12 protein-coding genes, 1 tRNA gene and 1 riboswitch are annotated in these 14325 nt (G+C 72.8%); of the genes, 5 read left to right on the top strand and 8 right to left on the bottom strand.

The genetic code is table 11. The features are described from left to right. Positions 1-66, bottom strand: a riboswitch (guanidine-III (ykkC-III) riboswitch). A gap of 104 nt (positions 67-170) precedes the next feature. The 4 genes from U5C87_RS12385 (at position 171) to U5C87_RS12370 (ending at position 7930) form a co-directional block, all read left to right on the top strand. Beyond that, positions 171-2513 carry a CHAT domain-containing protein gene (locus U5C87_RS12385; RefSeq protein ID WP_330472876.1) on the top strand — a complete coding sequence of 781 codons (2343 nt, stop codon included), beginning with the start codon at positions 171-173 and terminating at the stop codon, positions 2511-2513. A gap of 14 nt (positions 2514-2527) precedes the next feature. Next, complete coding sequence (locus tag U5C87_RS12380) at positions 2528-4483, top strand: caspase family protein (RefSeq protein ID WP_330472875.1); 1956 nt, start codon at positions 2528-2530, stop codon at positions 4481-4483. Positions 4484-4586: 103 nt separating this feature from the next. Further along, positions 4587-6698, top strand: a complete 2112-nt coding sequence (locus tag U5C87_RS12375; protein ID WP_330472874.1) for an amylo-alpha-1,6-glucosidase — start codon at positions 4587-4589, stop codon at positions 6696-6698. A gap of 104 nt (positions 6699-6802) precedes the next feature. Beyond that, positions 6803-7930, top strand: a complete 1128-nt coding sequence (locus U5C87_RS12370) for a glycosyltransferase family 4 protein (RefSeq protein ID WP_330472873.1) — start codon at positions 6803-6805, stop codon at positions 7928-7930. Positions 7931-8044: 114 nt separating this feature from the next. Here U5C87_RS12370 and U5C87_RS12365 read toward each other — a convergent pair. From U5C87_RS12365 to U5C87_RS12340, 6 genes are all read right to left on the bottom strand, one after another. Beyond that, positions 8045-8117, bottom strand: a tRNA-Ala gene (locus U5C87_RS12365). An 84-nt stretch (positions 8118-8201) separates the two neighbouring features. Then, entirely contained in the window at positions 8202-8882 is a 681-nt protein-coding gene (locus U5C87_RS12360; RefSeq protein ID WP_330472872.1) for a histidine phosphatase family protein, read from the bottom strand. Continuing rightward, positions 8879-9289: a ribosome silencing factor gene (rsfS, locus tag U5C87_RS12355; protein WP_330472871.1), complete on the bottom strand. Its 411-nt coding sequence runs from the start codon at positions 9287-9289 to the stop codon at positions 8879-8881. The genes U5C87_RS12360 and rsfS overlap by 4 nt, the downstream gene beginning before the upstream one ends. After that, positions 9286-9978 (bottom strand): nicotinate-nucleotide adenylyltransferase, encoded by a 693-nt coding sequence (gene nadD / locus U5C87_RS12350; RefSeq protein ID WP_330472870.1) that lies wholly within the window; start codon positions 9976-9978, stop codon positions 9286-9288. Before nadD ends, rsfS begins: the two co-directional genes overlap by 4 nt. A gap of 17 nt (positions 9979-9995) precedes the next feature. Further along, a complete protein-coding gene (locus tag U5C87_RS12345) occupies positions 9996-10220 on the bottom strand; it encodes a hypothetical protein (protein ID WP_030200250.1) in 225 nt (74 codons plus the stop codon). A 9-nt stretch (positions 10221-10229) separates the two neighbouring features. Then, complete coding sequence (locus U5C87_RS12340) at positions 10230-10868, bottom strand: DUF402 domain-containing protein (protein ID WP_330472869.1); 639 nt, start codon at positions 10866-10868, stop codon at positions 10230-10232. Between the two features lie 107 nt (positions 10869-10975). Here U5C87_RS12340 and U5C87_RS12335 point away from each other — a divergent pair, with 107 nt between their 5' ends. Continuing rightward, a complete protein-coding gene (locus tag U5C87_RS12335) occupies positions 10976-12103 on the top strand; it encodes a glycosyltransferase family 2 protein (RefSeq protein ID WP_330472868.1) in 1128 nt (375 codons plus the stop codon). Here the strand turns inward: U5C87_RS12335 and U5C87_RS12330 are convergent. Both U5C87_RS12330 and U5C87_RS12325 read right to left on the bottom strand, forming a co-directional pair. Next, positions 12088-12783, bottom strand: coding sequence for a class I SAM-dependent methyltransferase (locus U5C87_RS12330; RefSeq protein ID WP_330472867.1), 696 nt, complete (start codon positions 12781-12783; stop codon positions 12088-12090). The two genes, U5C87_RS12335 and U5C87_RS12330, sit on opposite strands and share 16 nt — an antisense overlap. Before the next feature lie 88 nt (positions 12784-12871). Next, entirely contained in the window at positions 12872-14155 is a 1284-nt protein-coding gene (locus tag U5C87_RS12325) for a glutamate-5-semialdehyde dehydrogenase (RefSeq protein WP_330472866.1), read from the bottom strand. Between the last annotated feature and the right edge of the window lie 170 nt (positions 14156-14325).

Genomic DNA, 14325 nt, shown 5'->3' with positions numbered 1-14325 from the left:
ATCTGGCCGTCTTGTCGCTGTGCGGGTACGGCTCCCTCGTCCGCGAGCGCGGCTCGCGCGCTCAGTCACGATTCTACCGAAGGGGCATGTCCCGGTCTAAACGTCGTATCAGCGCGAGGCCCCCGGCGTACTGTCGAGTGCAGGCGCGCTCCTGCGGACAGAGGATCGCCATGAGCCGTGAGTATCTCGACTTCGACGTCGCCGTCACCCCCGAGGGACAGGGGTATGCCGCCCACGTCCTCGCATCGCCCGCGGGGCAGGCGTCGGCTCCCTTCACGCTCCCCTTCGCGGCCACCGACCTCGCCCAGTTCATGATCGCCGTCGGGCCGCCCCGCGTCTCCTCGCGCCGGCTCGTCCCAGCGGAGGCCAGGGTCGTCGACGTCAAGGAGTACGGCCGCCGGCTCGGGGACGCCCTGCTGTCCGGCGACGTGGGCACGGCCTTCCGGTCGAGCCTTGCGACGGCCCGCGACAGCGGCCGCGACCTGCGGCTGCGGCTGCGCCTCGACGCGGCTCCCGACCTCGACCCCGTGCCGTGGGAGTACCTCTACGACGCCACGCTCGGGCGCTTCCTCACCCTCTCGCAGGAGACGCCCGTCGTGCGTCTGCTCGACTCGCTGGAGCGGCCGCCCGTCGTCCACGTCGACGCGCCGCTCCGCGTCCTCGTCATGATCTCGAGCCCGAGCGACATGCCCGAGCTCGCCGTCGAGCGCGAGCGCCAGCTGCTCACCGCCACCACCGGCGACCTCGTGGCGAGCGGCCGACTCACGGTCACCGTCCTCGAGGACGCCACCCTGACCGGCCTGCAGCGCGCCCTGCTCGACGACTTCCACGTCTTCCACTTCATCGGCCACGGCGACTTCGACCAGCAGGCCGCGGAGGGGGTGCTCGTGCTCGAACGTGAGGACGGCACCGCCCACCGCGTCTCGGGCGCCCGCCTCGGGACGCTGCTCCACGACGCGCGCACCATGCAGCTGTGCGTCCTCAACGCCTGTGAAGGGGCGCGCACCTCCGGGCGGGACGCGTTCTCCGGCGTCGCCCAGGCGCTCGTGCGCCAGGGCCTGCCGGCCGTCGTCGCGATGCAGACCGAGATCTCGGACCGCGCGGCCCTCGTCTTCAGCCACGAGTTCTACTACTTCCTGACGCGGGGCCTCGGCATCGACGCCGCCATCTGCGAGGTGCGCAAGGCGATGGCCGTGTCGGACGAGGCGTCGGAGTGGGGCACGGCGGTGCTGCTGCGCTCGGGCGCCGACCAGCCGTTCTCCTTCACCGCCGGGACCGAGACGCCGGCCGTGCGACCGGAGAGCCGGCTCGAGTCGCTCTACGGCGCGGCCAAGGGGGCGCTCCAGGCCGGCGCGCAGGCGACGGCCCTGCCGCTGCTCGAGCAGATCGCGACCGAGCACCCCGACTACGCGGACGTCACGCAGCTGCTCGAGCGGATCCGCCCGGACCAGGTCGCGGGCGGCGATCCCCTCCCCCGACAGGACGACCTGGTCCTGGAGCGGCCCCTGCCGCTCGTGCCGCCACGCCCTGAGCCGCAGCCCGAGCCGCAGCCCCAGCGCGAGGAGGCCGAGCCGCAGCCACAGCCCGAACCGCGGCCGCGGCCTGGGCCACGGCCCGAGCCGGATCGGCCCCACGACACCGCCCCCGAGGAGAACCGACGCCGCCGAGGCAACGGCTTCGTCCGCAGCGTGGCCGGTCTCGTCGTCCTCTTCGGGCTCTTCTGGGTCGGCGCCACCCAGGTGCCGAGGTGGTTCAAGGAAGCGGCTCCAGACGTGGCGGCCGCCTGCGGCCCTGCACCTGCAACCGCGGGCGCGGGGGCGGGAGGAGCCGGGGCAACGACCTTCGTCGCCGGCTGCGCCACGACGACCCCGGTCATCGACGGCGACTTCGCGGACTGGGACGGCGTGCCCACGAGCAGCATCTCGCACGTCATCGCCCAGCGCGGCACCCCACAGCGCGAGTTCGGCGGCGACTGGCAGACGGTGTGGGACAGCAGCGGGCTCTACCTGCACGTCCACGTCGTCGACCCGGACCTGCGCAGCGTCGACGTCGCCAGCCCCGGCGCCTACTTCAACGGTGACGGCTTCTCGTTCGAGTTCGGCCCTGACGCGCGGCGTCTGGACCCGAAGTCGACCACCCGTCGCGGCCAGGACGTCCACGTCATGGTCGGCCTCTCCCGCGACGCCCCGACCTCCGGCGTCGCGTCGATCAACCCGGCGGCTCGCGGCACGTTCACGACCGGCACGCGCCACCCGGAGATCACCGTCGCGCGGGCCGACAGCCTGACCGGCTACGACCTCGAGGTCTGGGTGCCGTGGTCGGCCCTGCAGCTGAGGTCGGCTCCGGCGCGTGGCTCGGTCTTCTCGATGAACGTCAACCTCAGCGACGCGACGAGCTCGTCCACCGCCTGGGGCCTGCGGACGATGAAGAGCACCAACGCCGCTCGGACGGCCGACACGCAGGGCTTCCCACACGGCTGGCAGACCATTACCCTCGCCGACGCGGCGTCCTGAGAGGACGTCGCGACATGACAGCCCGCGTCTACGCCCTCCTCGTCGGGGTCGACGACTACCCCGCGCCCGTCCCGGCGCTGACGGGATGCGTCAACGACGTCACCGAGTTCGCCGAGGTGCTGCGCGAACGGGTCGGTCCCGACGCGGCCGACATCGTCGTGCTGACGGACGCCGAGGCCACGAGGACGGCGGTCACGATGCGGCTGGCCGAGCACCTGGGCCGCGCAACGGCACAGGACGTCGCGCTCTTCTACTTCAGCGGGCACGGCTCGCAGCAGGCGACGCCCGAGGACCTCTGGTCGGTCGAGCCCGACCACCGCAACGAGACGATCGTGTGCGTCGACAGCCGCTCTCCCGGCAGCTGGGACCTCGCCGACAAGGAGCTCGCCGGACTGCTCGACGGCGTCTCGGCGTCCGGCTGCCACACGCTCGTCGTGCTCGACTGCTGCCACTCCGGCGACGGCACCCGTGACGCCGACGAGGTCGTGCGGCTCGCGCCGCCCGACCCCCGGCCGCGCCCCTCGTCGACCTTCGTGGGGCTCGACCTGCCGCCGGGCGGGGGCGGTGAGGTCGGACGGGTGCGCGGCACCCCTCGGTGGACCCCGGGCGGCCGGCACGTGCTGCTCGCGGCCTGCCGCTCCTCCGAGCAGGCCAAGGAGGTGACCGCCGGGGGCCGACGCCACGGCGCCCTGTCCGCTGCGCTCGCCGCCGCCCTGCTCGGCTCCGAGGGTCGCCCCACCTACCGTGACGTGCTGCGCATGGTGACGTCCGAGGTGACGAGCCGGGTCGCAGGTCAGCACCCTCAGGTCGAGACCGCCGACGCGACCGAGCTCGACCGTCCCTTCCTCGGCGGAGCCATCGCAGCGACGCCCCGTCCGCTCACCCTGAGCCGGCTGCCGGACGGGTGGTCGATCGACTCGGGCGCCGTGCACGGCGTGCCCGAGCCCGTCGGCGAGGACACGACGGAGCTCGCCGTCTACCCGCTGTCGGGTGAGACGTCGGGCTCGCCGCTCGCGACCGCGCTCGTCACGAAGGTCCTCCCCGACCGCAGCCTCGTCGAGCTGCTCCCGGAGCTCGACCCGGCCTACGTCTACCGGGCCGTCGTCACCTCGATCCCGCTGGCCCCGCTGCGTGTCGGCATCGTCGGCGACGCCGCGGGCACCACGGCCCTGCGCCGGGCCGCCGAGCAGGCCGACGAGACGCTCGTCGACCTCGTCGACCTCGGGGAGGACGCCGCGGGCGAGGGCGGCGCCGACCTGCTCGTGCAGGCCACGCCGCTCGGCTTCGTCATCACCCGACCCGGCGTCACTCGACCGCTCGTGCCCGTCGTCGGGGGCGACGGACGCGAGGAGCGCACGGTCCTCGCCCTCGAGCGCGTCGCCCGCTGGCTGCGCCTGGCCGCCCTGTCCAACCCGGCGACGAGCCTCGCCGATGACGCCGTCCGGGTCGAGGTCGACGCGGGGTCAGGAGCCGTGCGCGCCGGCGGCACCCTGACGATCGCGTATGCCGGCAGCGACCCCCCGCGCTTCACCGTCCGTCTCGCGAACACCACCTCCACCCCGCTGTGGGCAGCCCTGCTCGACCTGACGGAGACGTACGGCATCTTCACCGACGCCTTCCCCGCCGGCTCGGTCGCGCTCGGGCCCGGGGAGTCGACGCAGGTCGACCTGCTCGGGCAGGTGTCGGACCCGTTGTGGCAGGCAGGGACCGTCTCGCTGCGCGACCAGCTCATGGTCGTCACGAGCACGCTGGAGTTCGACCCGCGGTCGCTCGAGCAGGAGGAGCTGGACGTGAGTGCAGCCCCGGCCGCAGCGACGAGAAGCGCCGAGCCGCCACCGGTGCCACGGTCCAACCTCGATCGCGCGCTGGGCGCCACGCGCACGCGTCGTCTGGGCCCGAGACCCGACGCGGCGGTCGTCGCCGACTGGCGCACGGACTCCGTCTTCGTCGTCACCACACGGCCCCGGTGAGAGAAGTGGTGGTCGGCATGGGCGAGACGGTTGACAGCGCCACCGAATCGGCGTGGGCTGGCATGCCATGACGGAGGGTTGGGCGTTCACGGGTGGCCCGCCCGTGTCGGGGACCATGTCCACGGTCTCGCTCGTCGAGGGCCGGTGCTTCTGCGTGTCTGGGCCGTCGGGCGACATCGGGACGGCCGGCGGCCACGGTCTCGTCGTCAAGGACACCCGCTTCCTGGACCACCTCGAGCTGCGCGTCGACGGCGAGCCGCTCGAGCCGCTGACGGTGGAGCCCATCGGGCCGCACGCCGCGACCTTCGTCACCCGCCGGCGGCCGCGCCCGGGTCTGGCCGACAGCACCCTGCTCGTGGTGCGACGGCGCTACGTCGGCAACGGCATGGTCGAGGACATCACCCTCGAGAACCTCAGCGGCGCAGAGGCCGCCGTCACCCTGACGCTCACCGCGACCACCGACTTCGCCGGTCTCTTCGACGTCAAGGAGGGACGTCCCGGCACCCGGAAGAGCGAGGTCGAGACCACGATGGGCGACGGCGTGCTGCGTCGTCGCCTCGACGGTGCGGAGTCCCGCGCCGTCGAGCTCAGCGCGACGGGCGGCGCCACCGTGTTCACGCACGGCCTCGTGTGGCACCTGTCCGTCCCCGCCCGAGGCGCGCGCACCTTCACGCTCCGCGTCGTCCCCGTCTTCGAGGACGTCCCGCTCGTCTCGCCGTACCGCCGTGGGGTGTCCCGCCGCGAAAGCCACCCCGCGCTCGAGCACCGTCGCTGGCGCGAGCGCAGCCCCGTCGTGTCGGCGGCGGACGAGCGCCTCGACCGGCTCGTTCGCACGTGCACCGACGACCTGGCGGGACTGCGGATCACCGACCCCCACCACCCCCGCCGGATCGTCCTCGCGGCCGGCGCGCCGTGGTTCATGACGCTCTTCGGCAGGGACTCGCTGCTGACGGCGTGGATGCTGCTCCCCCTCGACGCGAGGGTCGCGCGCGGCACCCTGGAGACGCTGGCCGAGACCCAGGGCAAGAGCGTCGACCCGCGCACGGAGGAGCAGCCGGGACGCATCCTGCACGAGGTCCGCTCCGGGCTCGTCGACGAGGCGCGCGAGGGCGAGGAGACCGTCTACTACGGCACGGTCGACGCCACGCCGCTGTTCGTCATGCTCGCCGGCGAGCTGCACCGCTGGGGCGCCTCGAAGACCGAGACCGCCTCGCTCATGCCGCACGTCCACCGGGCGCTCAGCTGGATCGAGCGCTACGGCGACGCCGACGGCGACGGCTTCGTCGAGTACGAGCGGGCCACCGACCGCGGGCTGGTCAACCAGGGCTGGAAGGACTCCTTCGACGGGATCACCTACGACTCGGGAGACCTGGCGCACCCCCCGCTCGCCCTCGCCGAGGTCCAGGGCTACGTCTACGCCGCGCTGGTGGCCGGCGCCGAGCTGGCTCGGGCGACCCACGAGACCGAGCGGGCCCGCGAGCTGGACGACCGCGCGGCGACGCTCAAGCGCCGGTTCAACGAGCAGTTCTGGCTGCCGGAGCGCGGCTACTACGCGCTGGCGCTCGACGCCGACAAGCGGCCCGTCGACTCCCTCGCCTCCAACATGGGCCACTGCCTGTGGACCGGGATCGTCGACGAGGAGCATGCCCCGCAGGTGGCCGCGGCGCTGCTGTCGCCCGAGATGTTCACCGGCTTCGGCGTGCGCACCCTGTCCTCGAAGGCGGGCGCCTACAACCCGATGAGCTATCACAACGGTTCCGTCTGGCCGCACGACAACGCGATCATCGCCGCCGGCCTGCGCCGCTACGGCTTCGTGGCCGAGGCCAACCGGATCATCCTGGGTCTGCTCGACGCGGCGTCGGGCTTCGGGGACCACCTGCCCGAGCTCTTCTGCGGGTTCGACCGGCACGAGTTCGGCCACCCGGTGCCCTACCCGACGTCGTGCTCACCGCAGGCCTGGGCGGCGGCCACCCCGCTCCTTCTCCTGCGGACCCTCTGCGGACTCGACGTGGACCTGCCTCGTGGGTTCGTACGCCTCGACCCCCAGGTGCCCGACGCGCTGCTGCCCCTCTCGGTCTCCCAGCTGCACGTCCGGGGCGACCTCGTCGACGTCTCCGTCGACGACTCGGGGTGGCAGGTCTCCGGGCTGACCGACGGCGTGCGGGTCGAGCGCGGCGCCGGCACCGTTGGAGAGTCCGCGCAACCGGTCGAGTGAGACCGGTCGCGATCCGCGTTCGGGTTCCCCGGTGACGGGTACCGTGAAGGTCGAGTCCAACGACCGGCGGTGTGGGGCCGTCGCGGACTCTGGGGGTGGTGCACGTGTCGACCACATCGACGTCCGGTGCGACGCCACGCGTCGTGCTCCGGCCGCGAGCGCTGCGCATCGCGATGGTGGCGCCGCCCTACTACACGGTGCCCCCGCAGGGCTACGGCGGCGTCGAGAACGTCGTCGCCGGCCTCGTCGACCGTCTCGTGGCGCGTGGGCACCACGTCATCCTGTTCGCCGCCGGCACGCGGGGCACGGCCGCGCAGGAGTTCGTGCGTACGTGGGAGACGCCTGCCGCCGCCCAGCTGACGCTGGCGCTCCCCGAGGTCGTGCACGCGGCCCGCGTCGAGGCCCTGCTGCGGGCGCACACCGTCGACATCATCCACGACCACACGCTCGCCGGTCCTCTCACGGCCGACGCACGGCGGTCCCCGACCGTCGTGACCGTGCACGGCACCATGGACGACCTGGCGGAGGTGTACCGACCACTCGGGAGCGCCGTCAGCCTCGTGGCCGTCTCCAACGCCCAGCGCAGCCGCGCCCCGGACCTCAACTGGGTGGCCACGGTGCACAACGGCATCGACGTCGACAGCTTCCCCTACCGCGAGGACAAGGACGACTACGTCCTCTTCCTCGGACGCTTCCACCCGCAGAAGGCGCCGCACCTCGCGGTCCAGGCCGCGCGCCGTGCAGGCGTCCGCATCATCCTGGCCGGCAAGTGCACCGAGGAGGTCGAGCACGACTACTACCGGGACGAGCTCGCCCCGGTCCTCGGACCCGACGCGGTCGAGGTCGGAGTCGCGGACCCGGCCCTCAAGCGCCGGCTGCTGGCCGGTGCGCGGTGCCTCGTCTTCCCGATCCGGTGGGAGGAGCCGTTCGGGCTCGTCATGGTCGAGGCGATGGCGTGCGGCACGCCCGTCGTCGCGCTGGCCCGGGGCGCCGCACCGGAGGTGATCGCGCAGGGACGCACCGGGTTCGTCGTCGACCGACCCGAGCAGCTCGCCGGCGCCATCACGGACTGCGCCTCCCTGGAGCCGGCGGACTGTCGCCGCTACGTCAGCAGCCGGTTCAGCCTCGACGCGATGGAGACCGGCTACGAGAACGCCTACCGGCGGGTCCTCGCCCGCGGCGGCGGCTCGACGGCGAGCAGCGGGACGACGCAGGCCTCCACCGGGGTCTGAGCCCCCGAGCCCCTGAGACCCTGAGCGCGAGGGAGCCGACCAGCGCCATCTGTCCGGCAGGTCCCGGTAACGCGAGAAGGACCGGACACCTGGTGGCCGGTCCTTCTCGTTCGGTGGAGCTGAGGGGACTCGAACCCCTGACCCCCTGCATGCCATGCAGGTGCGCTACCAGCTGCGCCACAGCCCCTTGCGGTTTGTCACCTCGTCGAAGCGACTGCGTAACCATAGCGGGTCCGCGCCCGTGAGCCAAAATCGGGGGCGGCCTTTGGGGTCAGACGTTCCAGGGCCCGAGGTTCCAGCCGCTGATGCGCCAGCGGGTCACCTCGGAGAAGCTCTTGCCCGACTCGACGAGCTCGATCCAGTGACAGTTGTCGAGGCCGCGGAAGACGGCGTCGGAGGTGTCCTGGTCGAGCCCCACGAGGACGCTCGCGGCGACGCGGGCGCTGACGCCGTGGGCGACGACCACGGCCGTCTGCCCGGGCAGCAGCTCGTGCGTGATCTCGCGCAGGGCGGCACCAGCGCGTTCCGCGACTTGGGCGCGGGTCTCGCCGGTGACGCCCCGAGGGGCGTCCTCGCCGCGGTCGAGCGCAGCGATGACGTCGGGGTAGCGCTCGCGCACCTCGTCGGCATGCAGGCCCTGCCACTCCCCCACATGCACCTCGCGCAGGCGTGCGTCGAGACGCACCTCCAGACCGGTGAGGCCTGCGATGGCGTCGGCGGTCGAGGCCGCCCGACGGAGGTCGCTCGAGACGATGAGCGCCGGCGCGTACGCCGCCAAGTGCGGGGCGGCGGCCTGTACCTGCTCGCGGCCCCGCTCGGACAGCTCGGTGTCCTTGTGGCCCTGCCAGACCCGGGCCGCGTTGTCGACCGTCTCGGCGTGGCGCACGACGACGACCCGACGCAGGCGGGCCTCGGCCGGAGGTTTGGCGGTCGCGGACCCTGCGGAGGTCACGCCTCCTCGACCTCGGCGGTCTCGTCGCCACCCGGACGGGCCGGGGCGGACACGGTCGCGAGGTCGATCTCGGGGCAGTCCTTCCACAGGCGCTCGAGCGCGTAGTACTCGCGCTCCTCCTCGTGCTGGACGTGCACGATGATGTCGCCGAAGTCGATGAGGACCCAACGGCCCTCGCGCTCGCCCTCGCGCCGGATCGGCTTGCTGCCGAGCTCGCGCAGCCGGTCCTCGACCTCGTCGACGATGGCGCCGACCTGGCGCTCGGACGGGGCCGAGGCGATGACGAACACGTCGGTGAGCGGCATCTGCTCGCTCACGTCGATGGCGAGCACCTTCTCGGCGAGCTTCTCCTCGGCGGCCAGGGCGGCCACCTTCGCGAGCTGGATGGAATGGTCTGCTGCGGTCACGAATCTCCTTGGGGCGCGAGCGCCCCGGTTGCTTGCACGGGCTGGGCCACGCGGCGGGTCTGGTGGTGCACGAGGGACGGCGCCCTCAACGTGTCGGCGCTGGTGTCGGCGCGGGAGTCGGCGTGCGGGTCGGCGTAGAGGCGGTACTTGTTGATGTACTGGACGACCCCGTCCGGCACGAGGTACCAGACCGGCTCGCCGTCGGCCACGCGCGCGCGGCAGTCGGTGGAGCTGATCGCCATGGCCGGCACCTCCTGGAGCGTCACCCGCTGCCCGGGCAGACCCTTGTCGGACAGCTCGTGCCCAGGACGGGTGACGCCGATGAAGTGGGCCAGCTCCCACAGCTGCTCGGCGTCCTTCCACGACAGGATCTCCGCGAGGGCGTCGGCACCGGTGATGAAGAAGAGCTCGTCGTCGGGCCGCTCCGCCCGGATGTCGCGGAGGGTGTCGATCGTGTAGGTCGGGCCGGCCCGGTCGATGTCGACCCGGCTGACGGTGAAGCGCGGGTTGGAGGCCGTCGCGATGACGGTCATGAGGTAGCGGTCCTCGGCGGGCGAGACGTAGCGGTCGGCCTTCTGCCACGGCTGGCCCGTGGGGACGAAGACGACCTCGTCGAGCGCGAAGCGCGACTGCACCTCGCTGGCGGCCACGAGGTGGCCGTGGTGGATCGGGTCGAAGGTCCCACCCATGACGCCGAGGCGCATGGTCAGTGGTGGGCCCCGTCGGATCCGCTCGAGCTGCCGTGCGTGCCCTCGGGCCGGGCCGGGCGAGGTGCCTGGATCTTGTAGGCCGTGTTGCGGAAACTCCACGTGACGCCGAGGGCCACGAGGAACAGCGCGAACGTGATGAGGAAGTAGGCGATCACCGGCAGGGGAAGCTCGCGCGCGGCTTCCTCCCCCTCGGTGACGAGTGCGAGGACACGATCAGACATGCGCCCAGCCTAGCGCCCGCCGACCGGCGCCGACTCCCCCGCGTCCGCACGACGCAGCCAGGCGTGTCCCACCGACGCGAACGGCTCGTCACCGGCGGCCACCGAAGCGAGGACGAGGTCGCGCCAGCGTTCGGCGAGCGCCACGATCTCGGCGGGGTAGCCGAGCTCGACCTGGTGCTCGGCGAACTCGTCCTCGTCGTCGACGAAGAGGTGCCCGTCGCGGGTCAGCACGACATCGAGGTCGAGGTCGACCATCGTCACCTCCCACTCCACCGCACCCTCGCCGTCGGCACCGCCGTCCGCGTCGACGACGTCCCGACGTCGCCACTGCGGCTCGGTCGTCATGTCGACGTACACGCTCACCTCACGGTGGGCGAGGTAGAAGCCCACGGCATACGCCCCCTCGTGCGGTGCGAGCGAGACCCAGCTGCTCGTCGAGACGAACTCCATGCCGGGGCGCGCGCACCGCGTGCCGGCCGGCGCGTACCACCAGTGCCCGTGCTCGTCGGCGCCGAGGTAGCGGCCCACCCACTCCCAGTGCCGGCCACCGCCCCACTTCGTGAAGCGGCCGGCGACCGGTGTGCCCGGCGCCAGGCCACCGGGCGGCATCCCTCGTCCCGGAGGGTGGGGCGTGCTCGGCTCGCTCACGCCGGGAACCCTACCGGCGCACCTGCCGCCGGGCGCGTCGTGGACGGCACAGTCACGGCACAGTCACGTGACAGCGGCAGCCCACCGGCAGCCGTACGCTAGTTCGCATGGTTCCTGAGTTGTCCGTGGTCATCCCGATGTACAACGAGGAGGAGGTGCTCCCCCTCCTCGTCGAGCGGCTCCGACCGCTCCTCGACGCCATGGGCACGACCTACGAGGTCGTCGCCGTCGACGACGGCAGCAAGGACCTGACGGCCGCGCTGCTGCAGCGCTACCACCGCGAGTGGCCCGCGCTGCGGGTCGTGCGCCTGCGCGCCAACGCCGGCCACCAGGCCGCCATCTCCGCAGGGCTCGTCAGCGCGCTCGGCGACTACGTCGTCACCATCGACGCCGACCTGCAGGACCCGCCCGAGATCATCCCCCAGATGCTCGCGGCCGCGAAGGACGACGGCGTCGACGTCGTCTACGGCGTGCGCAACGACCGCTCCACCGACACGTGGTTCAAGCGGGTCTCGGCGCGGGCCTTCTACCGGTTCATCGGCCTGATGTCGCAGACCTCCGCGCACGCCGACGCCGGCGACTACCGCCTCATGTCGCGGGCCACGGTCGATGCCATCAACAGCCTCCCCGAGCACAACCGCGTGCTGCGCTTCATCGTGCCGGCCCTGAACTTCCCCTCCGACACGGTGCACTACAAGCGCGAGGAGCGGGCGGCCGGCGACTCGAAGTACCCCCTGCTGAAGATGATCAAGCTCTCGCTCGACTCCCTCACGGGCTTCTCGACGGCGCCCCTGCGGCTCGCGACGTTCGCCGGCTTCGGCGGTGCGGTGCTCGCGGTGCTGCTCGTGCTCTACACGTTCATCTCGCGCTCGCAGGGCCACACCGTGGCCGGCTGGACCTCGACCGTCGCCATCGTCGCCGGGGTCGGCGCCGTGCAGCTCGTCTGCGTCGGCATCCTCGGCGAGTACATCGGGCGGATGTACGGCCACATGCAGGGCCGACCGACCTACTTCATCGCCTACGACTCGATGACCGCCGACAGCGGGGCCCACGGGCCGACGGACACCCCGCTGCCCGCGCAGCCCTCGCACGGCCACATCCAGGCGACGTCCGTCGGCGCGGACGACCACCTGGCGCAGGCCGCCGAGCCCGAGCTCGCTCAGCCCGCTGAGCCGACTCAGCCCGCCCAGCCCACGCAGCCCGCCGAGCCCGAGCCGAGTCAGCTGCGCGGCTGAGCCCTCAGCAGCAGGCTGACGCCCGGCAGGTTCTTGACGGGCAGGTAGCGCTCGGCCGTGATGATGGTGCGCAGCCCCCAGTTCACGACGGGGTGCATGTCGTCGAGGTCCGAGCCCGAGCTCGTCTTGCGGCGCATCGCGACGACCGGGCGCAGGAGGACGTTCCACGAGCGCACGTCGGTGACCTCGAAACCACCGCGCTGGAGCAGGTCGACGAGCCCGTCGCGGGTGTAGCGGCGCACGTGGTCGACGGCCTCGTCGTGGTCGGACCACAGCCGGGGGTCGGCCGGGACCGCGACGAGGTAGGTGCCGCTCGGCTTGAGCACGCGGCGCACCTCGGCGACGGCGGCGTCGTCGTCGACGAGGTGCTCGAGCAGGTCGAAGGCCACCACGAGGTCGAGGGAGGAGTCGGCCAGCGGCAGACGGGTCGCGTCACCACGGATGGTGGCGAGACCGCGGCCGTGGGCCACCTCCGCCCCGTCGGCGCCGTACTCGAGCGCGACGGCGTCCCAGCCGTGCTGGCGCAGGACGCGGGTGTTGCCACCGCCGGCGGCGCCGATGTCGATGGCTCGTCCGGGAGCCAGCCCCGAGATCGCCTTGGCCAGGAGGTGGCGTCGCTCGCGATACCACCAGTGGTCGTCCTCCAGCTCAGCGAGCTTGCGGACCTCGGTGCCTTCCATGGTGCGACATCATGCCATCCGGGTCGGCACGGCGCGGACAGGGTGCCGGGGTCGGTCGGAGCGGCGTCAGGTCGCCGTCAGCGCAGGCTCAGCGGATGTGCCCGTCGCCCTCGACGATCCACTTCGTCGTCGTCAGCTCGGGCAGCGCCATCGGCCCGCGCGCGTGCAGCTTCTGCGTCGAGATGCCGATCTCGGCGCCGAAGCCGAACTCCCCGCCGTCGGTGAAGCGGGTGCTCGCGTTGACCATGACGGCCGCCGCGTCGACCTCCGCGGTGAAGCGGCGCGCGGCGGCGCGGTCCTCCGTGACGATCGCCTCGGTGTGGCCGGTGCCGTAGCGGCGGATGCGGTCCATCGCCTCGTCGATGTCGTCGACGACGGCGACGCTCATCTCCAGCCCGTGCCACTCCGTGCCGAAGTCCTGCTCGCTCGCGAGGGCGTATGCCGCCCCGGCCGCCTCCGCGTAGTCCGTGACCTCGGGTGCCACGTGCAGTCGCACCCCCGCGCCGGCGAGGTCGGTCAGGGCCTTGGGCAGGAAGTCGGCGGCCACGTCGCGGTGGACGAGGAGCGACTCCGCGGCGTTGCAGACGCTGGGGCGGTGGGTCTTGGCGTTGAGGGTGATGGCCTGCGCCTTGTCGAGGTCGGCGGCGCGGTCGACGTAGACGTGGCACACCCCGACGCCGGTCTCGATGACGGGCACGGTGGACTCACGAACGACGGTCTGGATGAGGTCGGCACCACCACGCGGGATGACGAGGTCGACGTGGCCCCGTGCGGTCATGAGCGCGCGGGCCGCGTCCCGGCCGCCCTCCTCGAGCAGGGTGATCGCGTCGACTGGAAGCCCTTGCGCGGCAAGGGACTCGCGCATCGCCTCGACGAGCGCGTGGTTGCTGCTCGCGGCCGCCGAGCCGCCACGCAGCAGCACGGCGTTGCCCGACTTGAGGCAGAGGCCTGCGGCGTCGACGGTGACGTTGGGGCGCGCCTCGTAGATCATCCCGATGACCCCCATCGGCACGCGCACCTGGCGGATCTGCAGCCCGTTGGGCAGCGTCGAGCCGCGCACGATCTCGCCGACCGGGTCGGGCAGCGCAGCGACGTCGCGCAGCGCCTGGGCGACGGCGCCCACGCGGGCCTCGTCGAGCCGCAGGCGGTCCTGGAGGCTCTCGCTCATGCCGGCGGCGCGGCCGCGCTCGATGTCCTCGGCGTTGGCCGCGATGACGGCCGGTGCAGCCGCGTCGACGGCGTCGGCGAGCACCAGCAGTGCTGCGTCCTTCTCGGCGCGGGACATCAGGGCGAGCCGTCGGGAGGCGACGCGGGCCTGCTCGGCGAGCGCCGTCACGTGCTCGACGACGGCGGGGTCGATCGTCTGGGACATGCCTCCAGCGTAGGTCGTCGCGCTCGGCAACGGTCCGGCGTTCCCGGGTGGTGGACCGACGGACCGCCACGACCGGTCAGGACCGGGCAGGACCGGGCAGGACCGGGCTCGCGCAGGCGTGCCCGGGCTGCGCCGCGGCCCCTCGTGGCGGTCCGTCGGCACCCGGGCCG

The organism is Terrabacter sp. C0L_2 (assembly GCF_036352015.1).
GTDB lineage: Bacteria > Actinomycetota > Actinomycetes > Actinomycetales > Dermatophilaceae > Terrabacter > Terrabacter tumescens.
The sequence above is the reverse complement of the archived record's forward strand: the minus strand, read 5'-3'. Positions and strand labels throughout refer to the sequence as shown.

Excerpts from the sequence above, each read along its gene's own strand:
- U5C87_RS12385 (WP_330472876.1), top strand. The coding sequence starts at position 171 with ATGAGCCGTGAGTATCTCGACTTCGACGTCGCCGTCACCCCCGAGGGA.
- U5C87_RS12380 (WP_330472875.1), top strand. The coding sequence starts at position 2,528 with ATGACAGCCCGCGTCTACGCCCTCCTCGTCGGGGTCGACGACTACCCC.
- nadD (WP_330472870.1), bottom strand. The coding sequence starts at position 9,978 with ATGGGTGGGACCTTCGACCCGATCCACCACGGCCACCTCGTGGCCGCC.
- U5C87_RS12345 (WP_030200250.1), bottom strand. The coding sequence starts at position 10,220 with ATGTCTGATCGTGTCCTCGCACTCGTCACCGAGGGGGAGGAAGCCGCG.
- U5C87_RS12335 (WP_330472868.1), top strand. The coding sequence starts at position 10,976 with ATGGTTCCTGAGTTGTCCGTGGTCATCCCGATGTACAACGAGGAGGAG.
- U5C87_RS12330 (WP_330472867.1), bottom strand. The coding sequence starts at position 12,783 with ATGGAAGGCACCGAGGTCCGCAAGCTCGCTGAGCTGGAGGACGACCAC.
- U5C87_RS12325 (WP_330472866.1), bottom strand. The coding sequence starts at position 14,155 with ATGTCCCAGACGATCGACCCCGCCGTCGTCGAGCACGTGACGGCGCTC.